The sequence below is a fragment of the Corallococcus sp. AS-1-6 genome (assembly GCF_020037015.1).
In the GTDB taxonomy this organism is placed as follows: Bacteria; Myxococcota; Myxococcia; order Myxococcales; family Myxococcaceae; genus Corallococcus.
On the sequence record NZ_JAIQDE010000005.1, the window covers coordinates 63,753 to 88,453 of the forward strand.

The following is a 24,701-nucleotide window of genomic DNA, read 5'->3' on the forward strand; positions in this document are numbered from 1 at the left end:
CATGAACTTCCAGAAGCCCTCCGCCGTTCCCCACCTCCCCCGCCGCGCACGGACCCTGACCTGGAGCCTCCTGGCGCTCGCCGCCGCCGGCTGTGGCGCCAGCGCCAGCGACAACACCAGCACCCTGTCGGAGCGCCCCCAGCCCCTCACCTCGCGGCCCTCCCGCTGCCTGGAGATCAGCGCCGCCCAGCCGGGAGCGCCGGACGGCGAATACGTGCTGTACGTGGCCGGTGACATCCGCGCGTCGTGGACCGCGTACTGCCACGACATGGCCGGCACGCCCACCGAGTACCTCACGCTCAAGCGCACGGACGCCGACTCCAACTTCTCGCAGTACACGGCCGGCGGCTCCTCTCCCGGCACCAACGTGCGCACCCACTACACCCGGCTGCGTATCGACCCGGTGACCCTGCGCGTGCTCACGGGGGATCAGACCTTCGCCACGTCCACGGGCTCGCTGACGCACTCGCCGGACACCGTCACCGCGATGCCCTACGGCGTGGCCATGGCGTGCAGCGGCGGCCAGGGGCTGGGCAACATCGACCTCCGGGGCAGCCCGTTCACGGTGGACGCGGCCTCGTTCGGCGTGGGCGGCGCGAACGCGACCGGCGCCGCCACCTCCAGCGAGGAGGGCCAGGTCGTCACCCTGTCCGGTAACGGCTTCTGCGGCTGGGTGGGCCCGCAGGGCAGCTACAACCCCTTCAACCAGCAGGGCAGCCTGCTCCAGCTCCACTACCGCGGCGAGGAGTTCCCCGCGACGTGTCAGGAGCTCAAGGCGGCCCGCCCTGGTGCGCCGGACGGCGAGTACGCGCTGTTCGTGAACAAGGACCCGCTGAAGCGCTGGACGGCCTGGTGCCAGGACATGGCCGGCACGCCCCGGGAGTACCTCCCCCTGGTGCACACGGAGGAGGGCGCCAACTACTCGCAGTACACGGCGGGAGGGAACTCGCCGGGCACCGACGTGCGGACCCGGTTCACGCGCGTCAGGCTGAACCCCGTCACCCTCGCCGTGGACACCGGGGACCACTCCTTCTCGACGTCCACCGGCTCCCTCATGCACGTCAGCAAGGAGCTCGTGACGGCCATGACCTACGCGGCGGCCATGGGGTGCAGCCGCACGGGCCTGGCCAACGTGGACCTGCGAGGCACGCCGTTCTCCGTGCCCGTCGACAGCATCGGCCGGGGGGGCTTCTCCAGCGAGTCCTCGTGGTGGGCCTTCTATGACAACTTCCAGGTGGTGGAGATGCGCGGCTACGGCGGCTGCGGCTGGGTGGGCCCGCAGGGCAGCTACAACCCCTTCAACAAGAACGGCGCCCTGCTGCCCCTCGCGTACACGCTGCCGCAGCCCTGACGTTCAGGGCGACGGCTCCAGCCCCGCGCCGGGCTTCACCAGCACGGCGCGGGAGTAGGCCATGAGGAAGCCCAGGCGCATGGCGTTGCGCTCCGTGGGGATGCCGGGCGAGGACATGATGGCCGCCAGGTCGCTGCCCTTCTCCTGCCCCCGCGCCAGCCGCGCGGCGATGAGCGCCTGCTGCACGCCGAGCCGCCGGTAAGCGGGCAGCACCGAGGTGCCGAACAGCGAGGTGAGCCCGTCGCTCACCTCGCAACTGCCGGCCCCCACCGGCACGCCGTCGAGCCACGCCATGTACGAGTCCGAGGCGGGGTTGCGCGCGGCCTTCAGGCCCATCTCCAGGAAGACCTCCGGCATCGACTCGCCCTCCGGGACGAAGCCGCTGCCGGCGACGTCCACGAACCGGCGCACCGCCGCGTCGTCGGACGGGTCGACCCGCTCGACGCGCAGCCCGGCGGGAGCGCCGCGGACCAGCGTCGACAGGTCCTCCCCGGCATGCAGCGGCCGGTACAGCACGGTCTCGAACTCGCGCAGCACGAAGCCCCGGTCCGCCAGCCCCTTGAGCAGGGACTGGGGCGCGAAGGGGCTCAGCTCCGCCTTGGGCTCCACGCCGCGCGACGCGAAGAAGTCCACCAGCGCGTCCAGCTCCGCGTCCGTGACGTTTCGCTCGAAGCCGTAGCCGCACGACTTGTTGATGTACGAGCCCACGCCGCCGAACGCCATCCAGCCGTCCGCGAGCGGCGCGGAGGCCGTCGACAGCGCCACCGCGGAGGTGGCCTGCTTGCGTTCGAACCGCCGGGCGATCTCCACCAGGTTCACGTCGTTCATCCGCCCCGTTTACACCGGAGCGGTCCGCCGCGTCAGCGCGCCGAGGCGCTCACCCCGGTCCGTTTCCCTGGCGCGGCGAGGGCGAGGACAGCAGGCCATCCAGCGCACCGTAGGCGTAGAGCGCCGCGAAGGCATAGGCCCCCACGAGGTAGGAGACGTTGAAGGCCCGGGCCGTGGGCGCGTCCTGGGCCGAGTAGCGGCCGTCCGGGCCGCGCAGGGACAGGGCCACGCCCAGGGAGACCGCGGACACGGCGAACGCCGTGCCCTGCCCTACCGCGAGCACGGTGCCCTTGGAGCGTTGGCCGTGCACGAAGTGGCCCACGCCGAACGGCACCAGGTACCAGCCTTGGGAGGCCGGGCGGGATTCGACGAGGACGGGAGCGGCGGTGGAGGTCGCGGTCGCGGGCAGGAGCACGGGCGGCCGGAGCCGGGCCGCGCGCTGGTCGATGCGATCCCGCCGCTGCGCGCGCACGCGTTCGATGAAGGCGATGAAGTCCGGCGGATACACCAGGGGGTCCAGCTTCGCGTCGGGGTCGAGCGCGAGCCCCTCCACGGCCTCGCGCTCCGCTCGGGGGAGGTCCTCCTGGGCGTGGAGTGTCGCCGCGAGCAGCAGGTGGGCTTCGGCCTCGTCCTGGGGACGGGAGAGCCGGGAGGGCTGGAGCAGGGCCTCCAGCGCGGCGCGGGCGCGGGGCAGGTCGCCGGACTGGTAGGCCTCACGAGCAGGGCCCAATGGGGACGAAGCCGCGAGCAGCAGGGCGACGATGGCGGTCTTCATGGAGCGGCCCCCAGCACGACCGTGGTGCGGGACCCCGCCACCGCGTCGAGCGATTGCCTCAGCACGTTGCCTCCGGGGTCGCGGGCGGACAGGAGGTGTCCTCCGTGGGAGAGCCGCAAGGGGGCGTGAAGCGGGGCCACGCCCACCTCCACGCCGTCGACGAAGACGCGGGAGGCCGCGGGCGCGACGATGGTGACCTCCGCGTCGCGCACCTGGAGGGAGACTTCACGGAAGACGGCAGCGCCGGCGGCCACTTCGAGGACCTCCTCGACGGGCTCGCATAAGGGGTTGGCGAAGCGGATCCGGTGGGCGCCGGGAGACAGCCGCAGCGAGCGGAGCCGCGGGGTGTAGCCCCGGCTCTGACCGTCGACGAACACCTCGGCCCAGGGGCGGGTCACGACCGTGAGCGTCGCGAAGTCCGGGGCCTCCGGCACGCGAACCGGCAGCTCCGTGCCGCTCACGGGCCGTTGCGAGGAGTCCTGGGCGGGGCGAGCCAGCGGCGCTGGCGCTGCCAGAGAAGACCTGCCCGGAGCATCCGGACGCGCGGCCCGGGCCGGCGTCCCGGCTGTCGCCTGATTCAAGGGACGCGAAGGTCTCACCGCTGAATCAAGGCGGGCGACAGCCACGGGCGCGGCGGAGTCCCCGTTTGTAGCAGGCAGGCCAGTGCCATTCGGATGCCCGGCCGAGGCAGCCGTTGTCGCAGCAGAGTCGGCACCGGGTATGAGCGCAGCGGAGGCACCCGGCTTTGCACGCGAGCCCGTAGCGAACGCTGCAGAGGCATCCGACTTTGCAGGCGAGCCCGTAGCGAGCGCGGCGGAGGCACCCGACGCCGCAGGCGTGTCCGGAGAGTGCGCGGCCGAGGCATCCGACGTCGCTGGCACGCCCCCGGCGGTCGCACGAGGTACGGCGGTCAGCACCGTTGCATCCGCCTCCGTCGCGGATGCGGGCACCGGCCCTGTGGCCCCTGTCGAAGTCCTGGCTTCACTCGCGCGCCAGGCCCACGCTCCCAGCCCGCCCAACAGCCCCGCGATAACCACGCCCGTCAGGAACGGCCGCTTGTGCTCCGCCCACGAGCGCGGGAACGCATCCCACGCTCGCCGGCCGAGCCCCTTCTTCATGGGCCGCGAGCGCAGGAGCGCCAGCACCTCGGGGGCTCCGGGCCGGAGCGCCAACGCGGCGTTGAGGCACCGAGCCGCCTGGGCGCCCTGCCCCGCCGCGAGCAGCGCACGCCCTTCGCCCATCAGCCGCTGGAACCGGTCCTCGCGCCAGCGGAGCACGGAGGACTCCGGAGCCTCGAAGAAGGCCCTTGACGCCTCTGCGGGCGCCCCGACCCACGGCCGCAGCACCGCCTCCAGCTCATGCGCCAGCGCCCCACCATTCTCGGGCCTGTCACGCGCATCCCGGGCAAGACACCGTGCGACCAGCGTCGACAAGGACACAGGCGTGCCCGGCGCGGCCTCCACCAACAGCGGCGCATCGCGGGTCATCACCGAGACCGCCAGCCGGGCGCTGCCCTCCCCCGCATGCGGCGTCGTACCGGTGCACAGCTCGAACAACACGACGCCCACCGCGTAGACGTCCGACGCCGGGGACCACGCCCCGGTATCGATGCGCTCCGGCGCCATGTACCCCAGCGAGCCGATGACGGCGCCAGTGCTCGTCAGCCGGACCCGGTCCGCCAGCGCGGCGATGCCGAAGTCCGCGAGCTTCAGCGGCCCCCCATGCGCCACGAGCACGTTCTCCGGCTTGACGTCCCGGTGCACCACCCCGCGCGCATGCGCCGCGTCCAGCGCCCGGGCCAGCTCCCAGCCCAGCAGCGCGACGGCCTCCGGCGGCACGGGAGCCAGGCGCCGCGCCAACTCGCGCAGGTTCACACCCTGCACCCATTCACAGACAAGGAACGGCCCGCGCACGGCGTCCTCGCCAAAGTCATGCACCGCCAGGACATTGGGGTGCTGGAGCGACGCCACCACCTCCGCCTCCTGGCGGAAGCGTTCGGTGAAGCGGGCATCCAGACCCGGGTGCAGCACCTTCACCGCCACGCGGCGGGACAGCCGGAGGTCGAGGGCGAGGAAGACCGTCGCCATCCCACCCCGCCCCAACTCCTGCTCCAACTGGTAGCGGCCGGCCAGCAGTTCGCCCGTCATCGCGCGCGCAGTCTAGGAAGCGGGATCCGCGCGATCAAACCCCGGGGTGCCCTCACTGCTGGCACACGCGGAGGGCGGAGCCCGGGAGCTGCACGCACGCGCCTGCCTGCCCTCCGGGACACTCCGCATCCGACCGGCAGGGTTGGTGACAGGCCTTCCCACGTCCCAGGTCCGCGCAGAAGCCGCAGCGGGCACAGTCCATGGACGTCTCGCAGAAGTCGCCCAGGTGCTCCGGGGACCGGCCCTCGCACGTCTCGACGCACAGCGACTCCGGAGCCGGTGAGCATTGGTAGCCCGTGGGGCAGCCCGGGTCGCAATCCCGTGTACAGCGCCCCTTCACGCAGTACGCGAACGTCGAACAGGCCAGGGGGTTGGAGCAGGGCTCGGTGAGGCGGGGGCCCGGTTCGCATTCCTTGTACACGTCGGAGCAGCGCTGGCCCTCCGGACACTCCCGGTCCGCGGCGCAGGAGCGCGCACAGGCGTCCCCCAGACAGCCGGCGTCCACCTCCTCACGCACCTGGATGTCGAGCGGACACCCCGGGGCCACGAGCAGGACCAGCAGCAGGAACGGGAGCGGGAAGCGCATGGGCTCGGGACTCCTGCGAGGCGAAGGAAGGACCGTCCTCACTCCTCCTCCCCCAGATATCGGAACACGGAGCGCACGCCGATGCCCAGGGCCCGGGCCGCGTCCTTCTTGCTGCCTCCACTGCGGGCAATCGCCTCGCGCACGTAGCGCAGCACGAAGGCATCACGCGCTTCATCCAGGGGCACCAGCGGCGCCGAATCCGCGGCCAGGTCCAGGTCCTCGACGCCGATGAGCTCCCCCGACGCCAGGATGGCCGCGCGCCGCACGCGGGACGCGAGTTCACGGACGTTGCCCGGGAAGGGATGCCCGCGCAGGGCCTCCGCCGCCTTCTGCGTGAAGCCCCGCGCACGCGCGCCCTGCTGCTTCAGCACATGGTGCGCGATGAGCAGCACGTCCTCGCCGCGCTCCCGCAGCGCGGGCACCTCCAGGCGCACCTCGTCCAGCCGGAAGAGGAGGTCCTCGCGAAAGGCCCCTCGGGCGACGAGCGCCTTCAACGGCTGATGCGTGGCCGCGATGACCCGCATGTCGACCCTGCGGGGCCGGTGCTCCCCCAGCCGCGTCACCTCGTGCTCCTGGACGACGCGCAGCAGGCGCGACTGGAGCGACAGCGGCATGTCTCCAATCTCATCCAGGAACAGCGTGCCCCCATCCGCCGCCTCCACCAGCCCCGCGCGGTCGGAGATGGCACCGGAGAACGCCCCGCGAACGTGGCCGAACAGCTCACGCTCGATGAGCGACTCCGGCAGCGCCGCGCAGTTGATGGCCACCAGCCGTCCGCGCCGGCCGCTGCGCCGGTGGAGCGCGCGGGCCACCTCCTCCTTGCCCGTGCCCGTCTCCCCCTGGATGAGCACGTGCAGGGACGTGGGCCCCAGGCGTTCGATCCGCCGGTAGAGCTCGCGCATGGCCGGGGACTCGCCGATGAGCCCTTCGAACGTCGCCGCGGCGATCCGCTGCGTGAGGCTGTCCACCTGCGCGCGCAGCTCCGTCAGCTCCCGCGCCGTGGCCAGCAGCAGCGCCGCGAGCGACGACAACGCCATCGCCTCCTCCAGCTCACGCGTCGAGAACGGAGGACTGCCCAGGCGCCGTCCCAGGTACACCACGCACAGCGGCGCGGATCCCGCGCGAAGGGGCAGCACCAGGGCGGACGTCAACCGCAGCGCCTGGACGCTGGGGGCCCCCGCCAGCGCCGCCTCCGCCGCGACGTCCGGCACCAGCACCGGAGCCCCCGAACCCACGACCTGATCCACCAGGCTGTCCACCACCGCCGAAGCCGGCACGGAGCCGGTGGCCGCCAGCGCCTGCCGCCGGTCCCCCTCCACCGACACCAGGAACCCCACGTCCGCGCAGGTGACGTCCGCGATGCCGCGCAGCGCCGCCTCCAGCAGCTCCGCCGAGGGGCGCTGCACGAGCAGCCGCGAAGCGAAGTCCGTCAGCACGCCCAGGAGGCGGGACGGCGCCGGGGCAGCCTCCACGCGAACCGGCGCGTCCGAGGCGCTCAGCGTGAGCGAGGCCCTGCCCACGCTGAAGGACTCCCCGGGCTCCAGCGGCGCCAGCTCCACCCGCTTGCCGCGGACCCGGACGTCACAGTCCGCGCTGGCGGCGGACACCGTCCACCCGCGCGCGTCGCGGAACACCAGGGCATGACTGCCCTTCACCCCGGGCCCGGCGAGCACGACGTCGCACGCGGGCTCGGCCCCCACGGACACGACGGGTTTCTCCAGCGGGAAGGAACGGCCGTCCGGGAGGTTCAGGAAGAAGCGCATCCGCGCCCATCCTACCGTCCCTCCGCGGGTGGCGGTTCCTCCCATCCCCCACCCAGCGACAGGAACAAGGCTATCTGGTCGGCCACCAACTGGGTCCGCGCGGAGGCCAGCGACGCCTCGGCGTCGGCCCGGGTGCGCTCCGCGTCGAGCACCCCCAGGAAGCTCTCCCGGCCTCCCCGGTAGAGCGCGTCGGCTTCGCGCGCGGCCTCGGCGCTGAAGTCCCGCGCGGCCGTGAGCGCGGCGACACGCTCCAGGTCCTGCGTGTACTGCGTCAGGTTGCTCTCCGTCTCCAGCAGCGCGTTGAGCACCACGCCGTCGAACTCCGCGAGCGCCCCTCGCGCGACCGCGCCCGCCTGCTCGATGCTCGCCCTGGCGACGCGGGTGTTCGGGAACGTCCAGGACAGGAGCGGCCCCAGGCTCCAGCGCAGCGTGCTGTCCTGCCCGATGGCGTTCATCAGGCCCAGGGACCCCGCGGACAGCCCGAGGTTCACCGTGGGATAGAGGTCCGCCGTCGCCACGCCGATGCGCGCGGTCGCCGCCGCCAGCGCCCGCTCCGCCTGCCGGACATCCGGACGTCTGCGCAGCAGCGCGGCCCCGTCCCCCACCGGGATGGGGGAGGCCAGCCGTGGCGGCGTCTCGCACGCCTCCACGTCCGGAGGGAACGCCGCGGGCGGCCTGCCGCTGAGCACCGCCAGCCGCAGCAGCGCGACGCGCCGCTGCACCACCAGCGGGGGCACGTTCGCGCGAAGCACCTCCACCTGCGCCCGCGCCCGGCTCAGGTCCAGCGCCGTCCCCCGCCCCGCCTCCACCAGCCGCCGCGTCCGCTCCAGGCTCGCCTCCTGCAGCGCCAACACGCGACGCGCCACGGACAGCTCGTAGCCCACCGAGCAGACGCTCGCGTACGCCCGGGTCGTGTCCGCGGCCACCGTGATGCGCGTCAGGTCCAGCGCGGCCTGGAACGCCTCCGTCTCCGCGCGCGCCGCCTCGATGCCCCGGCGGATCCGCCCGAACAGATCCACCTGATACGACACGCCGAAGTCCACGCCGTAGGTCACCGAAGGCGCGAGGGGCGGCTCCCGGCCCACACCCACCGACGCGCCCACCGCCGAGGAAGGCAGCTTGTCGGCCCCGGCCTGCACCAGCAGCGCCCGCGCCCGCGCGAGGTTCGCCTCCGCCACCCGCAGGTCCACGTTCGACTTCAGCGACTGCCGCACCAACCCGTCCAGCACCGGGTCCTCGTACAGCCGCCACCACTCCCCTGGGACGGGCGCCACCGAGTAGTGGGGCTCCGCCGCGCCCAGGAACGCCCCGGTGGCCTCGGGCGCGTGGACGACCGCGGACGGCGGCGGCCCCCGGTAGTCAGGCCCGACGGTCGTGCAGGCGGACACCAGCAGCGCCAGTCCCGCCCACGCCCCCCGCGTGCTCATGGACGGACGTCCCCGCCGCGCGCGACGGGAGCCCCGTCTCCCTCCTCATGCACCGTCACCGTCGCCGTGCGCCCGGACACGAGCCGGACGCCCTCGGGCACCGCGTCCAGCGCGATGTACACGGGCACCCGCTGGGCCAGGCGCACCCAACTGAACGTGGGGTTCACGTTGGGCAGCAGGCTGGGGCTCGCCCCGCGCTCGCGGTCCTCGATGCCCGCGGCGATCCCCTCCACGTGCCCGCGCAGCAGGGCCGGCTCGCCCATGAGCCGGATGGAGGCCGGCGCGCCCATCCGGATGCGCGGCAGCTTCGTCTCCTCGAAGTAACCCTCCACGTGGAAGGAGTCGCTGTCCACCAGCGCCACCATCTCCCGCCCGGCGGTGGCGTAGTCCCCCACATCCACGTCCAGGTTGGTGACGATGCCGTTCACCGGCGCTCGCACCGTGGAGCGGTCCAGGTTCAGCGCGGCGACGTCGCGGTTGACCAGCGCCTGCTGCAGCGCTGCTTCCGCCTGCGCCACGCGGGACAGCCCCTGCTCGCGCGTCTCCTCGGACACGAGGTTGCCCAGGCCCTGGTCGCGCTCGGACTCCCGCTGCGCCTGCGCCCGCACCGCCTGACGGCTCGTCACCACCGCCTCCGCCTGACGCAGCGCGAGCTCGAACCGGGCGCGGTCGATGACGAAGAGCACCTGCCCCCGCGTCACCCGCTGGTTGTCCTCCACGTCCACCGACGTGACGACGCCCGACACGTCCGGCGCCAGTTGCACCACGTCCGCCAGCAGGCGTCCGTCGCGCGTCCACGGCTCGACTTGATAGTGCCGCCACATCCACCGGCCCGCGAGCAGGGCCAGCGCGACGACGGCCGCCGTCACGCCAATCCGGAGGAGCTGCGGGCGCGTGGGTTTCATGGCGTCTCAGGGGAAGCGCGAGGCGATGAAGGTCACCGCGAACCAGAGGAGGACGAACAGCGCCAGGTCGAAGAGCGCCGGGTGCCACACCCACCGGTAGACATGGAGCGCGGCGAGCCCTCGCCGCAGGGGCACGCCGAGCACCACCGCGACCAGCGCCCAGACGAGGAGCGCGGGGACGAAGACCCCCTGGACGTCCAGCTCGCCCCTCATCGCGCTGGCTCCAGGGGCCCGGCCCGGTAGGGCGCCGCGTCCGGGAACAGCGCGCGCCGCAACCCCACGAGCGCGAGCACCCCGTCGCGCTTCGCCGCGGAAGCCGGCGCGTCCGCGACGCTCCCCAGCGTGGCGTCCAGCGCCCCGAGCAGCTCCACCGGAGGCGCCGTCACCCGGCCCAGCGAGCGCGCCCGGAAGTGCCCGGAGATGCGCTGGAGGAGCAGCCCCGCGGACAGGCTCGCGGCGGCCCCCACGTGCGGACGGACGCGCTGGAGGTCCACGACGTTCAGGCCCAGCCGCAGGTCCGCCAGCGCATCCGCGGCCTCCAGCGCCTCGTCGCGGGACGTGGCCAGCGCCAGCCTGGGGGTGAGCAGGCCCAGCCGGTCCAGCATGCGGCTCGTCCAGCCCGCGCGGTCCGGCACGCCCTCGGCGGAGGCCAGGCCCGCCAGCTCCCGCCACCCGGTGCGCAGGAGCCGGTGCGCGCTCCAGTCCGTGCCCACGGAGCGCAGGAAGCGGGTGGACACCGCCGCGGCGATGAAGCCCGCGGCCTGCGCCAGCGAGCCGTTGAGGAACGCCGCCAGGTTCGCGGAGTAGCGCTCCTGGAGCGACAGCGTCCCCAGCAGGCCCAGCACCGCGATGCTCGCGCGCCCCGCCCACCGGGGGTCCGCCATCAACAGCCCCACCCCCAGGAGCGTGGGGGCCAGCGCGGCGGCCAGCAGGGGGAAGCCGTCGATGCCGGGCAGGACGCCGAACAGGTACACCCCGCCCACGACGAAGGACACCCCGGTGAAGGCCAGCGCGGACAGGATGGCCGGCACCGGATCATCCTGGGTCGCGAAGAGGCAACTGTAGACGGCCGCCATCATCGCCGCCGCGCCGCCCTCCGGCCACGCGAGCGAAATCCACACGGCGCAGCAGAGCAGCACGGCCGCCGCCGCCGCGATGCCGGACAGCAGCGCCAGTCCCCGGTCGCGGTGAAGCGGGCGCTGGACGCGCGCGAGCAGCAGCGGCGTCAGGCGCTCCGGCGCGGACCCGGTGGGGTCTCGGATGAAGGCGCGCAGGTCGCGGCAGTCCTGGACGGTGTCCACCCATTCGGCAAGGCGCACGGCGAGGCTGGTGGTGACGAGCGCGGCCCAGTCCGCCTTCGCGTCCAGCGGCGGCGCGAGCGCGGCGCAGGCTGCTGAGAGCCGCTGGCCTTCGGCGCGGGAGGCGTCGGGCCCCGCCTGGCTCCACGCGCTCAGCGCCCGCATGAGCGCGTCCCGCCGGGCGTCGGGCCCCCCGCCCGGGCCCTGGAGGACGGCGAGCCGGTCCTCGATGCTGGAGAGGATGGGCAGCAGCATGGACATGCGCTCATGCAGCGCGCGCACGGCGCCGGCCCGGGGGCGAAGGCCCGCGGTGTCGAACGGGAGGTGCGTGGCCAGGAGGTGGAGCGCGGTGACGTCCTCCGCCAGCCGGTGCCACTCGCGGCGCGTCCGCGCGTCCCGCCGCCCCGCGAACGCGTCCCGGGCCCACCGGCCCGCGTCCACGAGGAAGCCATCGACGCGGTCCAGCAGCACCGGCCCCACCGGCCGGGGGAAGAGCACGGTGTGCACGACGGTGGCGCACACGATGCCCAGGCCAATCTCCTCCACCCGCACCAGCGCCGTGGCGAAGAGGGCGCCCGGCGCGGAGACGCCGGGAAAGCCGATGATGGCCGCGGTGTAGCCGCCCAGCATGCAGACGTAGCTGCGCGGCGTGCGGTCCAGGAGCGCCAGGTACAGGCAGCCGCCCACCCACAGCGCCATCGCGAGCGACAGCAGCTCCGGCGCGTTCACCAGGTTCGGGACGAGCACGCACGCCATCGCCGCGCCCAGCACGGTGCCCAGCAGCCGGAAGACGGCCTTCGAGCGCAGCGCACCGGACAGCGGCTGACTGACGATGTAGACTGTGATCATCGCCCAGTACGGCCTGGGCAGGGAGAAGCGCAGGCCGAGGAACAGCGCGGCGATCGCGGCGACGAAGGTGTTGAGCGAGAACACCCAGGCCCTGAGCCGCAGAGTCATCATCCCCACGGGTCTAGGCCGCGCCCCCCGGCGCTGTCGTCAGCCCCGGGGTCTCACTCCTTCGTGAGGTCGTAGACCTCCTGGATGTTGTGGAGCGTCTGGACGAAGTCCAGCTTCAGGTCCTGGATCATCCCGTTGCGCAGGTCGAACACCCACGAGTGCACGCTGGGGAAGCCGCGCGTCAGGTAGGACTTCTGCACGGCGGCCGTCTTGATGATGTTGATGCTCTGCTCCAGGACGTTGAGCTCCACCAGCCGCTCGTAGCGCTTCGTCTCGTCCGCGATGCCGTCCAGCTCCTGCTTGTGGAACCGGTACACGTCGCGGATGTTGCGCAGCCACGGGTTGAGGATGCCCAGGTCCTTGGGCTGCATCGCCGCGCGCACGCCGCCGCAGCCGTAGTGGCCGCAGACGATGATGTGCTTCACGTCCAGGTGCCGGACGGCGTAGTTGATGACCGACATCACGTTCAGGTCGACGTTGTTGACCAGGTTGGCGACGTTGCGGTGCACGAACACGTCACCCGGCGGCAGCCCCATGATCTGGTTGGCGGGCACGCGGCTGTCCGAACACCCGATGTAGAGGAAGTCCGGCTGCTGCGACACCGACAGCTTGGTGAAGTAGTCCGGATCCGCGCGGAGCTGCTCCTCCGCCCAGAGCTTGTTGTTCTCGAAGATCTTGTCGTAGGGGGTCACGGCCAGGACGCTCGCACGGGCGGACCCCACCGTCGAGCAGTCACTTCCCCCAGTGTTCACGCGCGGCCACGGAGCATGATGGGGCTTCACGAAGTCCGCCTCCCTCTGTCATGCCACTCAAGGACAGGAGACCTCGACATGCTCTTCCGCCAACTCTTCGACTCCGAGTCCTCGACCTACACCTACCTCGTCGGGGATGAGGCCACGCGCCAGGCCGTCCTCATCGATCCGGTGCTGGAGCAGGTGGACCGCGACCTGCGGCTCGTCGGCGAGCTGGGACTCGTCCTCTCCCACGTCTTCGACACCCACGTGCACGCGGACCACGTCACCGCGTCCGGCACGCTGCGCGAGCGCACGCAGTGCCAGGTGGTGTCCGGCCCCGGCGGGGCCCGGTGCGCGGACCTCCAGGTGCGGCACGGCGACACGGTGCACGTCGGACAGTGCGCCTTCCAGGTGCTCGCCACGCCGGGCCACACGGACGACAGCGTGAGCTACCTGCTGGGCGACCGCGTCTTCACCGGGGATGCCCTGATGGTGCGCGGCAACGGCCGCACCGACTTCCAGAACGGCAGCGCGGGCCAGCTCTACGACTCCATCACCCGCGTCCTCTTCCAGCTCCCGGACGCGACGCTCGTCTACCCCGCGCACGACTACCACGGGCACACGGCGACGAGCATCGGCGAGGAGAAGCGCCACAACCCGCGGCTCGCGGGCAGGAGCCGCGAGGAGTTCATCGAGGTGATGAACAACCTCCACCTGCCCCGCCCCAAGAAGATCGACCTGGCCGTCCCGGCCAACCGCGCCTGCGGCCGGCCCCAGGCCCCGGCGCCGGAGGTCTGAGCTCAGGCCGGCTTCGCCAGCTCCGCGTCAATGGCCTGGACCAGGCGCGGATCCTCCGCCGTCACGTCCGGCGCGAAGCGGGCCACCACGCGGCCGTCCCGGCTGATGAGGAACTTCTCGAAGTTCCACTGCACCTCCGGCTTCGGGTTGGCTTCGATGCCGTAGCCCTTGAGGTTCGCGCGCATGGGCCCCTCCCCCGTGGCCTCCGGGATGGCGCCCGTCAGCGCGTGGTAGAGCGGGTGCTTGTCCTGCCCCACCACGGAGATCTTCGAGTACAGCGGGAAGGTCACGTCGTACTTCAAGGTGCAGAACTGCTGGATCTCCGCCTCGCTCCCAGGCTCCTGCCCCAGGAAGTTGTTCGCCGGGAAGCCCAGCACCTCCAGGCCCTGCCCCTGCCGGCTCGCGTAGAGCTTCTGCAGGCCTTCGTACTGGGGCGTCAGGCCGCACTTGGAGGCGACGTTCACCACCAGCAGGACCTTGCCCTTGTGCTGACCGAGCGTCCGGGGGGCGCCGTCGATGCCGGTGAGGGGGATGTCGTAGAGGTTCTGGCTCATGTTCTGGCTCGGCCTTCCGTTCAAGGGGGCGGCCACTCTAGCGCAGGCCCGCCAGGGGGCGGCCCCGGACAGGTCCGGCAAAGTGCCAGCCCCGGTGTGGTGATTTGCGGCGGTCATGGCGCGGCGCAAGGCACCGGCCCCTGGAGGGAACGGCTGGCCCGGGCCTTGCGTTGTGTGGGCTCCCCTGCACTCCATGCACCGCCTCCTCGTCCCCCTCGTCCTCCTGCTCGTGGCCCTGGCCAGCGTGGCGGGCGGCGCCGTGTGGTTCATCCAGCGCGACCGGCAGGCGCTCGTGGAGCAGTTCGGGCGCGACCGGCAGGCCCAGTTGGAGGAGGCCGCCAGCGGCGTCGCCCGGTCGCTGGAGGACCTGGGGGACAACCTGCGCTTCGCGAGCGAGCTGCTCGCCCAGCCCGGCTCCCTGGCGGACCACCACAACGAGCTGCGCGCCCTGCTGGAGTCCGTGGGCCAGTACCGGGCCATCGCCGTGCTGGGCCCGGACGGCGAGGAGCGGCTCTTCCTGGTGGACCACAAGTCGCGCCACCTGCCGAGGGAGGCCGTCCACCCCCCGGCGCTCACGGACACCGCGCGGCAGGCGCTCACGGCCCCGGTGGGGCACGTCATCCCCTCGCACCCGATCGCGGGCGCGTCGTCCGGGTGGATGCGCGTCTTCGCCATCCGCATCGACTCCGACCTGCCCGGAGGAGGCGGCGCCATCGCCATCCTGGTGGACACCGAGCCGCTCTTCGCGCCGCTGCGCATGGTGACGGTGGAGGAGAACACGCGCCTGCTCCTGCTGGGCGCCCACGGCACGCCCGCGCCCATGAGCGACCCGGCGCTCGCGGCCTGGCACCGGCGGCTGGAGGACCCCGAGGGCAAACTCGTGCCGGGCCTGCGCACCCTGGTGGCGCGGATGCGCGCGGGCGCGGCCGGGACGCTGCGGCTCAACGAGGCGGAGGCCACGCGCCTGGGCCTGGGGGCCGCGGACGCGGTGGCCACCTTCCGCCCCCTGCGCATGCGCGGCGAGGCCTCCTGGTCCGTGGCGACGCTCTCCTCCACGAGCGCCCTGCGCGCCCACGAGCGCACCCTGGTCCTGCGCCTGTCGCTGGCGGCGCTGCTGGTGGCGGTGGTCCTGGTGGCGTTCGGGGCCTACGTGGTGCTCGCCAACCGCCGCGCGGTGGCGCTCCAGGAGCGCCTGCGCCACGCCGCGAGGTTCGCGCACCTGCACGAGAAGACGCAGAAGATCCTCGACCACATCCCCACGGGCATCCTGGCGCTGGACCGCGAGGGCCGCATCCGCGACGTGAACCAGGCCCTGCGCGCGCGGCTGCCGGCCACCGCCGTGGGCAGCCCCCTCCCGGACGCCTTCCCCACCGCGCCCGCGGCCGCGGTGCAGCGGCTGACGGCGCTGGTGCTGGCCGCGCGGGACAAGGGCGCCGTGCGCAGCCTGCACGGCGAGCCGCTCAGCCTCTTCAACGACAAGGACCAGTTCAACGTCCACGCCGTCCCGCTGGAGCACGGCGACGGAGAGGCGAGCACGCTGCTGGTGCTGGAGGACCTGAGCAACGTGCGCATGCTGGAGGATCAGCTCCTGCGCGCGGAGAAGCTGGCCACGGTGGGCGTGCTCGCCGCGGGCGTGGCCCATGAAATCGGCACCCCGCTGGGCATCATCCGGGGCCACGCCGAATACATGCTCCAGAAGGTGGGCGGCGTGGAGCACCCGCAGGGCCGGGGCCTCAACGCCATCGTCACGCAAATTGACCGGGTGAGCCGCATCATCCGCCAGCTCCTGGACCTCTCCCGCCTGCAGCCCGCGCGGGCCGGCGTCGTCCCGCTGGCGGCCGTGGTGCGGGGCCTCCAGGAGCTGCTCGACGTGGAGGCCGAGCGCCGGCACGTCCACTTCGAGCTGGACGTGCCCGAGCGGCTGCCCAGCCTCGCGGCGGACGCGGATCAGCTCCAGCAGGTGCTCCTCAACCTCACCCTCAACGCCTGTGACGCGTGCAGCGCCGGAGGCCACGTGCGGCTGAGCGCCACGACGTGCATGGCGGGCGACGTCCAGGCGGTGGAGATCCGCGTCCAGGACGACGGGCGGGGCATCGCGCCGGAGCACCTGCACCAGGTGTTCGACCCCTTCTTCACCACCAAGAAGCGGGGCCAGGGCACGGGCCTGGGCTTGAGCGTGGTGGCGCAGATCGTCCGCAACCACGGTGGCCAGGTGGGGGTCGAAAGCGAGCCCGGCCGGGGCACCGTCGTCACGTTGCGGTGGCCGGTGGCCGCCGCTTCCGGCTGGGAGGAACGGCATGCCGTCTAGCGCGCGCATCCTCGTGGTGGATGACCACGAGGAGATGGGACAGATGTTGAAGGAGCCCCTCATGGACGCGGGCTACCGCGTGGACCTGTCCACGGGCGGCGCGGACGCCATCGCCCAGCTCCGGGCCCGCGTCTACGACGTCGTCCTGTGCGACCTGCGCATGGAGGAGGTGGACGGGCTGGACGTGCTCGCGGCGGCGCGCCGGCACGACCCGGAGCTGCCCGTGCTCCTGATGACCGCCTTCGGCGCGGTGGAGAGCGCCGTGGAGGCCATGAAGCGCGGCGCCTACCACTACCTCACCAAGCCCTTCCGCCTGGACGAGGTCCTGCTCCACGTGGGCCGCGCGCTGGAGTCCCGGCGCCTGCGCACCGAGCACCGCGACCTCAAGCGCCTGGTGACCCAGCGCGGCGGCCTGGGCTCGCTCCTGGGCCACAGCGTCCCTATGCGGACGCTCTACGAGCTCATCGACCGCGTGGCGGCGTCCGAGGCGCCGGTGCTCATCCGGGGCGAGAGCGGCAGCGGCAAGGAGCTGGTCGCCAGGGCGCTGCACTCCGAAGGGCCCCGCGGCCAGGCCCCCTTCGTGGCGGTCAACTGCACCGCCCTGCCCCACGCCCTGCTGGAGAGCGAGCTGTTCGGCCACATCAAGGGCGCCTTCAGCGGCGCCACCACCACGCGCCGGGGCCTCTTCGTGGAGGCGGACGGCGGCACGCTCTTCCTCGATGAGATCGGGGACATGCCCCCGGAACTCCAGGCGAAGCTGCTGCGCGTCCTCCAGGACGGCGAGGTGCGCGCCGTGGGCGCGGACGGCTCGCGCCGCGTGGACGTGCGCATCCTGGCCGCCACGCATCAGGACCTGGACGCGCGCGTGAAGGAGGGCCGCTTCCGGGCGGACCTCTTCTACCGGCTCAACGTCGTCTCGCTGCGCGTGCCGCCGCTGCGCGAGCGCACGGAGGACATCCCGAAGCTCGCGGAGCACTTCGTGGCGCAGGCCCGCGCCCGCAACCCGCGCTCCCCCGTCACCGCCCTGGCCCCGGAGGTCGTGGCCACGCTCGTGCGCATGCCCTGGCCCGGCAACGTGCGCGAGTTGGAGAACCTGGTGGAGCGCCTGGTCGTCCTGGGCGCGCAGCCCACCGTGGACCTGCCCCAGTTGCGCCTGCACACCTCGGACGCCGCGCCGGAGGTCCACCCGCTGGCCGCGGCCCACGGGCAGGTGGTGCCGCTGAGACAACTGGAGGGTGAATACATCGCGTGGGTGGTCGCCCGCTGTGGAGGCAACAAGACGCGCGCGGCGGAGCTGCTGGGGATTGATGTCTCCACCATCCACCGCAGGGAGAAGACGGACAGCGGCGTTTCGCAACGCTAGGACGTCGCGCTTTGCCAGTCATCGCGCCACCCCGCGCGAGACGCCAGACGGAAGGTTTCACGGCACAGCCCTTGCTCATGTGTCAGGGCATGAACCGAACCCACCTGGTCCTCCTGCTGTCAGTCATTGGCCTCACGGGTTGCGCGAGGCGCGCGGCCAACACCCGCACCACCGACGCGGCGGCCCACCCGCCCGCGCCCTCCGCCAGCGACCGTGGCAACGCGGCGCGGCCCGCGCCTGACGACGCGGAGCAGGCGCTCGCGGCGCTCAACGCCGCGCCCATCTACTTCCCGCTCGACTCCTCCCTCCTCCCGTCCGAGGCCACCGACGAGCTGTCGCGCATCGCCCAGGCCCTGCGTCAGCGGAGCATGGCGAAGGTGACGGTGGCGGGCCACACCTGCGAGCTGGGCACCACGGAGTACAACCTCGCGCTGGGCCAGCGCCGCGCCGCCAGCGTCCGCGCCTACCTGGTGAACCTGGGCGTCGAGCCCGGCCGCATCTCCGTCATCTCCTACGGCGAGGAGCGGCCCGCGGATCCGAACGCCCCGGAGAAGAACCGCCGGGCGGAGTTCTCCTTCCGGCTGGCCGAGCAGGCCCGCGCTGGCGAGCTGTAGTCCCTTCCCTCCACCTCCCACCGAGTCCCCACCACATGAGCCCCAGCGAAAACGCCCCCCTCCCGCCGTCACCCCTCCGCTCCCTGCGCTGGCCGCTGGGCATCGCCGCCGCCGTGGCGCTCCTGGGAGGTTCGGGCTACTTCCTGCTGCGCACGCCGGAGCCGCCCCCCGTCCCCACGCCCGCGGTCGCCGAGCCCACGCCTCCGGCGCCGCCCGCGCCCCCGGCGGTGCAGCTCTCCGGAACCGACGCCCGCGTGAGGGAGCTGTTGAAGGGGCTGTCCAGCGACGCGGACTTCGCGCGCTGGCTGGCCTCCGAGGACCTGGCCCGCCGCTTCGCCGCGTCCGCGAACCTGATCGCGGAAGGCCAGAGCCCGCGCATGCCCCTGTCCTTCATGGCGCCCGCCGGGACCTTCCGCGCGACAAAGCGTCACGGCCACCTGGTCACGTCGCCGGAAAGCCATACCCGTTACGACGGGGTGACCCGCGTCATCTCCTCCCTGGACGCGAAGCGGGCGGGACAGGTGTATCAGGAGCTCAAGCCGCTGCTGGACGCCGCCCACGCGGAGCTGGCCCCGCCGGGCCGGAGCCTGGACGCGACGCTGTCCCGGGCCATCGGGCGGCTCACCCGGGTCCCTGTGCCCAGGACGGCTCCGGAGCTCACGCCGAAGGGCGCGCTCTACGCCTACGCGGATCCGGACCTGGAAGCGCTGGGCGCGGCGGAGAAGCACCTGCTGCGGATGGGCCCGGAGAACATGCGCAAGGTGCAGGCGAAGCTCACCGAACTGGCGGCCGCCCTGGGCCTGCCGTCGCCGGAGCAGGCCCGCGTGCCGTAGCCCTCTGACGTGCGGTGTCTGGCTTTGAAGACACCCGCGCGCTACTCGCAAGGGGGGCACCGGGGCCCCCGCCGTGTCTACCCCTGGCGCGCTTTACGCCACGTGCTGTTCCAGGCGACTGTTCACTGGCTGGACGCGACCAGTCCGCGTCCCTGATCAAGACCTCTTGATTCCATGAACACGTATGCCTTTGCGCCGGCGCCCGCCGCCAGCGGCAGCATTGCGTAGCCAGAGGGGGAAGTCCGTGGCTGATACAGGTGGTGGCGCATCCCGGGACGAGGAGCTCGCCTCCCGTCTTGCGGCGATGGGCGTCCTGGAGACGCGGATGGCCCGGCTCGGCGCCGGCCAGCCGCCCGTGGTGATGGCAGGCCCCTTCTTCCACGCGACGGCCCCCGCCGAGGTCGAGCGCGTGCGCCAGTTCCGCGACGCCCAGTACCGCGCGCGCCTGAGCTACCTGCTGAGCCCCGAGCAGCTCCAGCTCGACTGGCGGTTGGAGCTGGACGAGCGCAGCGCGCACTTCCACGCCAGCCGCGAAGGCCAACTGCTGGGGAGCCTGCGCATCACCCCCGCCCCCTTCGAGTTCCAGGCGCTCGCCCCCACCCTGGAGGCCGGGGCGCCCCGCTTCCAGGGCTACGCGGAGTTCAGCCGGCTGGTCGTGGATCCGGACGCGCGCAGCCCCTCCGTCACGCCGCGCCTGCTCATCGCGGCCTGCACCTGGGCGATGACGGAGGGCTACGTCGGCATCGTCGGGTTGTGCCGCCGCGCGGCGCGCACCGTGTTCGAGCGCTACGGCCTGACCGCGGCCACCGAGGAGCCGCACCACGTGCCCATGCGGGGCCCCCAGCCCTACACGCTCATGGCGGGCACCTGGCCACGGCTCATCGCCGCGAGCACCCGGATGTCCGAACGACTCACCCGCCTCCGGCTGAATGACTCACCGGACGCCTACACCCGCTTGGTTGAGGTGGAACAGACATGACCGACACGACGCAGGCCCCCTCCGGACTGGAAGCCCTGAAGCAGCGCCGCTCCCAGGTCTGGGACGAGCTGTTGGCCCAGTCCCGCTTCGTCCGCACCATCCAGCAGGGCGAGGTCACCAAGGCGCTCTACGCGCTGTATCTGATTGAGACGTACCACTACACCCGGCACAACGCCCGCAACCAGGCGCTGGTGGGCGTGCGCTGCGAGGACGACCGGCACTACCAGAAGTTCTGCTTCAACCACGCCGAGGAGGAGGTCGGCCACGAGCAGATGGCCCTGCACGACGTGGCCAGCATGGGCCTGCCGCCGGGGTTCCCCATCCCTCGCGCCCTGCCGGCGACCGAGGTCCTCATCGGGTACCTGTATTGGATCTCCTACCAGGGCAATCCCTTGCAGCGCCTGGGGTACAGCTTCTGGGCGGAGAGCTGCTACGACTACATCCGGCCGCTCCTGGGCCAGGTGCAGAAGACGCTGGGGCTCACCCCGGCGCAGATGACCTTCTTCGTCGCGCACTCGGACATCGACGCGGAGCACTCGCAGGCGGTCGACGAGATGATCGCCAAGAAGTGCAGGACGCCCGAGGACTGGGAGGACGTGGCGCAGGTGATGGAGACCAGCCTGCGGCTGACCTGGGAGATGATGGACGCGGTGGCGGACGCCTACGCGCGGCTCGCCGACGGGCGCAGTGACCGGGCCGCCTTCCTCAAGGCGCTGTGAGCCAGCCGCCATGGGCGCCTACTTCCGCCACCTGAACTATTCGCTCGGCGACGAGGACTCCAGCGTCGAGCTGCACGCCCTTCCCCCGGACGCCCGGCACGTGGTGGCCGTGGCCGGCAGCGGAGGGCGCGTGGTGCCGCTGCTCGCGCGCGCGCCCCGGAAGGTGACGTGCGTGGACATCTCCGACACGCAGCTCGCGCTCACCGAGCTGCGCATCGCCGCGCTCCGGCGACTGAATCACGCGGAGTACCTGGGCCTGCTGGGCTACGAGCCCATGTCCCCCCAGCGCCGGCTGGAGCTGCTCGCCACCCTGCCCCTGTCCGGGTCCGCGAGGAAGGCCCTGGACCCCGTGTGGAAGGCGGTGGAGGCCGGCGAGCGCATCGTCTACCTGGGCCGCTTCGAGGGGATGCTGCGCACGCTGTCGCGCGTCGTCGGGCTGTTCACCGGCCAGCGCGGACGCAAGATGTTCGACCAGCCGGATGTCGCGGGGCAGCGCGCGTACCTGGACGCGGGCTTTCCCCGGGGCGCGTGGCGGCTGGTGCTCCTGTTGATGGGGAACTCGGCGGTGCTGAACTCGCTGCTCTACCGGGGGGACTTCCCGAAGAAGAACCGCCCGGAGAGCGCGTTCCGCATCTACTGGGACCTCTTCGACCGGCTCTTCCGCACGATGCCCGCGCGCTCCAGCTTCTTCCTCCAACTGGTCTTCTTCGGAGAGCTCCGCTACCCGGAGGGCTATCCCATCGAGTGCGACGCCGACGTCTTCCTGGCGGCGCAGCGGGCCGCGCGCACCGCCGACATCGAATACGTCCAGGGCGACATCCTCCAGCACGTCCAGGCGCAGCGGGACGTGGACTTCGTGTCCCTCTCCGACGTGCCCTCGTTCCTCCCACCGGAGCGCGAGCGCGGCTTCCTGGAGGCGCTGAAGCCCGGCCTGGCGCCGGACGCCCTGGTCGTCACCCGGGGACACCTGCGCGTCGCGGCGCCGGAGGTCCAGGGCTACGAGGACGTCTCCGGCCGCTACACGGACGCCATCGCGCGGGAGCGCACCCAGCTCTGGCGGATCCACTTCTATCAACGACGTCCTTGAGGAGCGCCGTTCCATGCATGCCGTGAAGCTGACGAAGACGTTCGATGCCCAGGCGCTGGAGGCGGCCTATCACGCCGTCCGGCGCCAGGTGGAGGCCCAGCCCGCGGGCTACCCCGGCGAAGGCCACCAGGGGTGGACCTCCATCTGTCTGCACTCCGCCACGTCGGGCGCGTCGCCGGTGCTGGAGCAGGCCCCGTACCTGCTCGACCTGCTCTCCCGTCTGGGGTTGAAGCTGCGGCTGGCGCGCCTGCTGCGCCTGGAGCCCGGCGGCGTCATCCGCGAGCACCAGGACGCGTTCCTGTCCAGGCGCATCGTCCGGCTCCACATCCCCGTCGTCACGCACCCCGACGTGGAGTTCTACGTGGGCGGCCAGCGCTGCGTCTGGGGCGCGGGGGAGTTCTGGTACGGCGACTTCTCCCTGCCGCACCACGGGGTGAACAAGAGCGGCGTGGCCCGCATCCACCTGGTGCTGGACGTGACGGCGGACGACGCGCTGCTCCACCTGTTCCCGCCCCAGCAGGTCCCTGCGTCGCTCCAGGCGCTGGGGAGCGACGACACGGAAGGAGAGCTGGATCCACGCGTCATCGAGCGCTTCGCCTTCGACTTCACCCTGCCCCAGGGCTTCAGCCTCCCGGGCACCGGGCTCGCGCCGCTGACGTCCGAGGCCCGGGGCGGCATGCGCAGGGTGGACAACGAGCTGTGCATCTTCGTCAACGATCAGCCGATGTTGAAGGCCGTGCCGGTGTCGGAGGACACGGTGGACCTGCTCGGCATGGGGCCGGAGGCGCGCCTGCGCTACACGTTCCGTGGCGAGGCCGTGCGGGAGGTGACGCTCACCGTGGGCACGACCCCGGTGTACTCGTTCGACGTGCGCCATGGCTCCGGTCAGGCTCATTGAGCGCGCGGGGCCTCCGCCCCCGGACGAAGCAGGCAGCGCCAGCGCGACGCTGGCGTCGAAGCTCGTCGGCCCCTACGTCGAGCGCGGCACCGAGCCCTTCATCGCGAACACCCGCCACCGCGTCCTCCTGGCCGAGGTCGACGGCGAGGTGACGCCGCTCATCGTCAACGACGGCGCGGACAGCGACTGCTACCTGACGTCGCCGTTCATCAACTACATCACCTACGCGGAGGACTTCGCGCGCTCCGTGAAGGACCCGCGCACGCGGCGGGCGCTCCTCGCGTTCATCCGGGCCGTGCGGGCGGTCATCCGTCCCAGGGACCTGGACCGGGTCGTCTACGTCAATCACTGGATGCTGGCCACGGGGCCGGCGCTCCGCTTCACGCCGGAGCAGTTGGAGCGCCTGACGCGGGCGCTGCGCGAGCGGTTCCCCCAGCACGCCCTCGTGTTCAAGCGGGCCACCGCGGAGACGGCGGCGGCGGTGGCCGGGGAGCGCCCGGACGCGCGGCTGCACGCCATCTTCAACCGGCAGATGTACGTGTGGCGGCACGAGCCAGGGAAGAAGCCGCCCCGGGAGTTCCGGCAGGACCGCAACCTGCTGAACCAGCACCGCGCGAACCTGCGCAGGCTCACGGCCGGCGAGCCGGGCGTCATCGACCGCCTGCGCGAGCTGTACCGGGCGCTCTACATCGACAAGTACTCCGACCATAACGCCTTCTTCACGGAGGCCTGGTTCCAGCAGGTGTTCCAGCAGGGGTTGCTGGAGGTCTACGGCATCGAGGTGGACGGCCAGCTCGCCTACTTCGTCACCTGCTTCGTCGCGGGCGATGAGCTGATCGGCTCCGTGGTGGGCCACGACCCGGTGCTGTCGCGCAAGCACGGCCTCTACCGGGCCGGGATGAGCCACCTGATGCAGCTCGCGGAGGCGCGGGGCCTGCCGCTCAACCTGAGCTCGGGCTCCGGGCAGTTCAAGCAGAAGCGCGGCGCCACGCAGCTCACCGAGTACGAGCTGCTCTGCTTCTCTCACCTGCCGTGGCGTGCAAGGCTGTCCTGGTCGCTGCTCCGACGCATCTACAACGCGGTCGGCCCCAGGGTCTTCACCGCCCTGAGCATCTGACCGCGCCTTCCGTCGAGGACCGCATGCTCTACACGCCCCGCACCTTCCAGGAGTCCGACCTCCCCACGCTGCACGCGTTCATGAAGCAGCACAGCTTCGCGACCGTCATCTCGCAGGGCGCGGGGCACAACGTCTCGCACGTGCCCCTGCTGCTGGTGCCGGGACAGGGCGACAAGGGCACGCTGATGGGGCACCTGGCGCGCGCCAACCCGCACTGGAAGGACTTCAACGGCGAGCAGCCGGTCCTCTGCGTCTTCCACGGCCCGCACGCCTACATCTCACCCACCTGGTACAAGGTCCGGCCCGCGGTGCCGACCTGGAACTACGCGGTGGTGCACGCGCTCGGGCGGCCACGGCTCATCGACACGCCGGCGGAGCTGTCGAAGCTCATCGACGTGACGCTCGCGGAGTACGAGCCCGCGATTGGAGCCCCCAGCCATGAGGCGTACCTGCCCGACGAGCTCCGCGCGCGGATGCTGGAGCAGATCGTCGGCTTCGAGCTGCCCATCGAAGAACTCCAGGGCAAGTTCAAGCTGGGCCAGAACCGCTCCGCGGAGGACCAGGCGGGGATGATGGAAGCCCTCGCGGGCCAGGGCGGCGACGCGCTGGCCCTGCTCGAGTTGATGCGCGAGCGCGCCCGCGCGCGCGGAAGACCCTGAC

Annotated in this window: 23 protein-coding genes; 12 read left to right on the forward strand and 11 right to left on the reverse strand. The window is 72.4% G+C overall.

Translation table 11 applies throughout. From position 1 onward, the window contains the following. The first annotated feature begins 1 nt into the window (after position 1). The gene (locus K8612_RS08725) at positions 2-1,351 is read left to right on the forward strand and encodes a GON domain-containing protein (RefSeq protein ID WP_223761948.1); all 1,350 of its coding nucleotides are present in this window, start codon (positions 2-4) and stop codon (positions 1,349-1,351) included. A gap of 3 nt (positions 1,352-1,354) precedes the next feature. On the opposite strand, the gene K8612_RS08730 is transcribed toward K8612_RS08725, so the two are convergent. From K8612_RS08730 to K8612_RS08775, 10 genes are read right to left on the reverse strand one after another with little or no spacing between them, the layout of a single operon-like run. Continuing rightward, a complete protein-coding gene (locus K8612_RS08730; protein ID WP_223761949.1) occupies positions 1,355-2,179 on the reverse strand; it encodes a GNAT family N-acetyltransferase in 825 nt (274 codons plus the stop codon). Between the two features lie 49 nt (positions 2,180-2,228). Then, on the reverse strand, positions 2,229-2,954 hold the full coding sequence (locus K8612_RS08735) for a hypothetical protein (RefSeq protein ID WP_223761950.1): 726 nt from the start codon (positions 2,952-2,954) through the stop codon (positions 2,229-2,231). Further along, positions 2,951-5,101 carry a serine/threonine-protein kinase gene (locus K8612_RS08740; protein ID WP_223761951.1) on the reverse strand — a complete coding sequence of 717 codons (2,151 nt, stop codon included), beginning with the start codon at positions 5,099-5,101 and terminating at the stop codon, positions 2,951-2,953. Before K8612_RS08740 ends, K8612_RS08735 begins: the two co-directional genes overlap by 4 nt. Before the next feature lie 52 nt (positions 5,102-5,153). Continuing rightward, entirely contained in the window at positions 5,154-5,687 is a 534-nt protein-coding gene (locus tag K8612_RS08745; RefSeq protein ID WP_223761952.1) for a latent transforming growth factor beta-binding protein, read from the reverse strand. Between the two features lie 38 nt (positions 5,688-5,725). Beyond that, positions 5,726-7,450 (reverse strand): sigma 54-interacting transcriptional regulator, encoded by a 1,725-nt coding sequence (locus K8612_RS08750; protein WP_223761953.1) that lies wholly within the window; start codon positions 7,448-7,450, stop codon positions 5,726-5,728. A gap of 11 nt (positions 7,451-7,461) precedes the next feature. Next, a complete protein-coding gene (locus K8612_RS08755; protein ID WP_223761954.1) occupies positions 7,462-8,877 on the reverse strand; it encodes a TolC family protein in 1,416 nt (471 codons plus the stop codon). Next, on the reverse strand, positions 8,874-9,782 hold the full coding sequence (locus tag K8612_RS08760; RefSeq protein WP_223742150.1) for an efflux RND transporter periplasmic adaptor subunit: 909 nt from the start codon (positions 9,780-9,782) through the stop codon (positions 8,874-8,876). The genes K8612_RS08755 and K8612_RS08760 overlap by 4 nt, the downstream gene beginning before the upstream one ends. Positions 9,783-9,788: 6 nt before the next feature. Then, a complete protein-coding gene (locus tag K8612_RS08765) occupies positions 9,789-9,995 on the reverse strand; it encodes a DUF1656 domain-containing protein (RefSeq protein ID WP_223761955.1) in 207 nt (68 codons plus the stop codon). After that, complete coding sequence (locus K8612_RS08770) at positions 9,992-12,040, reverse strand: FUSC family protein (protein WP_223761956.1); 2,049 nt, start codon at positions 12,038-12,040, stop codon at positions 9,992-9,994. The genes K8612_RS08765 and K8612_RS08770 overlap by 4 nt, the downstream gene beginning before the upstream one ends. 50 nt (positions 12,041-12,090) lie before the next feature. Further along, the gene (locus K8612_RS08775; RefSeq protein ID WP_223761957.1) at positions 12,091-12,729 is read right to left on the reverse strand and encodes a carbonic anhydrase; all 639 of its coding nucleotides are present in this window, start codon (positions 12,727-12,729) and stop codon (positions 12,091-12,093) included. 138 nt (positions 12,730-12,867) lie between these two features. Here K8612_RS08775 and K8612_RS08780 point away from each other — a divergent pair, with 138 nt between their 5' ends. Further along, the gene (locus tag K8612_RS08780) at positions 12,868-13,569 is read left to right on the forward strand and encodes an MBL fold metallo-hydrolase (RefSeq protein WP_223761958.1); all 702 of its coding nucleotides are present in this window, start codon (positions 12,868-12,870) and stop codon (positions 13,567-13,569) included. A gap of 2 nt (positions 13,570-13,571) precedes the next feature. Here K8612_RS08780 and K8612_RS08785 read toward each other — a convergent pair whose 3' ends face one another. Beyond that, positions 13,572-14,123, reverse strand: a complete 552-nt coding sequence (locus tag K8612_RS08785; RefSeq protein WP_223761959.1) for a glutathione peroxidase — start codon at positions 14,121-14,123, stop codon at positions 13,572-13,574. Positions 14,124-14,316: 193 nt separating this feature from the next. On the opposite strand from K8612_RS08785, the gene K8612_RS08790 reads away from it, so the two are divergent. The 10 genes from K8612_RS08790 to K8612_RS08835 all read left to right on the forward strand — a co-directional run bounded on the left by K8612_RS08790 (position 14,317) and on the right by K8612_RS08835 (position 24,700). Further along, positions 14,317-16,431 (forward strand): ATP-binding protein, encoded by a 2,115-nt coding sequence (locus tag K8612_RS08790; protein WP_223761960.1) that lies wholly within the window; start codon positions 14,317-14,319, stop codon positions 16,429-16,431. Continuing rightward, positions 16,421-17,794, forward strand: a complete 1,374-nt coding sequence (locus tag K8612_RS08795; protein WP_223761961.1) for a sigma-54 dependent transcriptional regulator — start codon at positions 16,421-16,423, stop codon at positions 17,792-17,794. The genes K8612_RS08790 and K8612_RS08795 overlap by 11 nt, the downstream gene beginning before the upstream one ends. Positions 17,795-17,883: 89 nt before the next feature. Beyond that, positions 17,884-18,408, forward strand: a complete 525-nt coding sequence (locus K8612_RS08800; protein WP_223742142.1) for an OmpA family protein — start codon at positions 17,884-17,886, stop codon at positions 18,406-18,408. Between the two features lie 35 nt (positions 18,409-18,443). Continuing rightward, on the forward strand, positions 18,444-19,241 hold the full coding sequence (locus K8612_RS08805) for a DUF3014 domain-containing protein (protein ID WP_223761962.1): 798 nt from the start codon (positions 18,444-18,446) through the stop codon (positions 19,239-19,241). A gap of 244 nt (positions 19,242-19,485) precedes the next feature. Beyond that, complete coding sequence (locus tag K8612_RS08810; protein ID WP_223761963.1) at positions 19,486-20,220, forward strand: GNAT family N-acetyltransferase; 735 nt, start codon at positions 19,486-19,488, stop codon at positions 20,218-20,220. Next, positions 20,217-20,939, forward strand: a complete 723-nt coding sequence (locus tag K8612_RS08815) for an iron-containing redox enzyme family protein (RefSeq protein WP_223742139.1) — start codon at positions 20,217-20,219, stop codon at positions 20,937-20,939. Before K8612_RS08810 ends, K8612_RS08815 begins: the two co-directional genes overlap by 4 nt. Before the next feature lie 10 nt (positions 20,940-20,949). After that, positions 20,950-22,026: a DUF3419 family protein gene (locus K8612_RS08820; RefSeq protein ID WP_223761964.1), complete on the forward strand. Its 1,077-nt coding sequence runs from the start codon at positions 20,950-20,952 to the stop codon at positions 22,024-22,026. 13 nt (positions 22,027-22,039) lie between these two features. After that, on the forward strand, positions 22,040-22,924 hold the full coding sequence (locus K8612_RS08825; protein WP_223761965.1) for an aspartyl/asparaginyl beta-hydroxylase domain-containing protein: 885 nt from the start codon (positions 22,040-22,042) through the stop codon (positions 22,922-22,924). Then, positions 22,902-24,041 carry a GNAT family N-acetyltransferase gene (locus K8612_RS08830; RefSeq protein ID WP_223761966.1) on the forward strand — a complete coding sequence of 380 codons (1,140 nt, stop codon included), beginning with the start codon at positions 22,902-22,904 and terminating at the stop codon, positions 24,039-24,041. Before K8612_RS08825 ends, K8612_RS08830 begins: the two co-directional genes overlap by 23 nt. Before the next feature lie 23 nt (positions 24,042-24,064). Further along, a complete protein-coding gene (locus K8612_RS08835) occupies positions 24,065-24,700 on the forward strand; it encodes an FMN-binding negative transcriptional regulator (RefSeq protein ID WP_223761967.1) in 636 nt (211 codons plus the stop codon). The last annotated feature ends 1 nt before the right edge of the window (position 24,701 follow it).

Bases quoted from the DNA above. Each gene is read 5' to 3' on its own strand.
- K8612_RS08740 (WP_223761951.1), bottom strand. From the start codon at position 5,101: ATGACGGGCGAACTGCTGGCCGGCCGCTACCAGTTGGAGCAGGAGTTG.
- K8612_RS08835 (WP_223761967.1), top strand. From the start codon at position 24,065: ATGCTCTACACGCCCCGCACCTTCCAGGAGTCCGACCTCCCCACGCTG.
- K8612_RS08745 (WP_223761952.1), bottom strand. From the start codon at position 5,687: ATGCGCTTCCCGCTCCCGTTCCTGCTGCTGGTCCTGCTCGTGGCCCCG.
- K8612_RS08830 (WP_223761966.1), top strand. From the start codon at position 22,902: ATGGCTCCGGTCAGGCTCATTGAGCGCGCGGGGCCTCCGCCCCCGGAC.
- K8612_RS08780 (WP_223761958.1), top strand. From the start codon at position 12,868: ATGCTCTTCCGCCAACTCTTCGACTCCGAGTCCTCGACCTACACCTAC.
- K8612_RS08770 (WP_223761956.1), bottom strand. From the start codon at position 12,040: ATGATGACTCTGCGGCTCAGGGCCTGGGTGTTCTCGCTCAACACCTTC.
- K8612_RS08735 (WP_223761950.1), bottom strand. From the start codon at position 2,954: ATGAAGACCGCCATCGTCGCCCTGCTGCTCGCGGCTTCGTCCCCATTG.
- K8612_RS08800 (WP_223742142.1), top strand. From the start codon at position 17,884: ATGAACCGAACCCACCTGGTCCTCCTGCTGTCAGTCATTGGCCTCACG.
- K8612_RS08825 (WP_223761965.1), top strand. From the start codon at position 22,040: ATGCATGCCGTGAAGCTGACGAAGACGTTCGATGCCCAGGCGCTGGAG.
- K8612_RS08765 (WP_223761955.1), bottom strand. From the start codon at position 9,995: ATGAGGGGCGAGCTGGACGTCCAGGGGGTCTTCGTCCCCGCGCTCCTC.
- K8612_RS08785 (WP_223761959.1), bottom strand. From the start codon at position 14,123: ATGAGCCAGAACCTCTACGACATCCCCCTCACCGGCATCGACGGCGCC.
- K8612_RS08730 (WP_223761949.1), bottom strand. From the start codon at position 2,179: ATGAACGACGTGAACCTGGTGGAGATCGCCCGGCGGTTCGAACGCAAG.
- K8612_RS08755 (WP_223761954.1), bottom strand. From the start codon at position 8,877: ATGAGCACGCGGGGGGCGTGGGCGGGACTGGCGCTGCTGGTGTCCGCC.
- K8612_RS08815 (WP_223742139.1), top strand. From the start codon at position 20,217: ATGACCGACACGACGCAGGCCCCCTCCGGACTGGAAGCCCTGAAGCAG.
- K8612_RS08750 (WP_223761953.1), bottom strand. From the start codon at position 7,450: ATGCGCTTCTTCCTGAACCTCCCGGACGGCCGTTCCTTCCCGCTGGAG.
- K8612_RS08725 (WP_223761948.1), top strand. From the start codon at position 2: ATGAACTTCCAGAAGCCCTCCGCCGTTCCCCACCTCCCCCGCCGCGCA.
- K8612_RS08790 (WP_223761960.1), top strand. From the start codon at position 14,317: ATGCACCGCCTCCTCGTCCCCCTCGTCCTCCTGCTCGTGGCCCTGGCC.
- K8612_RS08820 (WP_223761964.1), top strand. From the start codon at position 20,950: ATGGGCGCCTACTTCCGCCACCTGAACTATTCGCTCGGCGACGAGGAC.
- K8612_RS08795 (WP_223761961.1), top strand. From the start codon at position 16,421: ATGCCGTCTAGCGCGCGCATCCTCGTGGTGGATGACCACGAGGAGATG.
- K8612_RS08760 (WP_223742150.1), bottom strand. From the start codon at position 9,782: ATGAAACCCACGCGCCCGCAGCTCCTCCGGATTGGCGTGACGGCGGCC.
- K8612_RS08805 (WP_223761962.1), top strand. From the start codon at position 18,444: ATGAGCCCCAGCGAAAACGCCCCCCTCCCGCCGTCACCCCTCCGCTCC.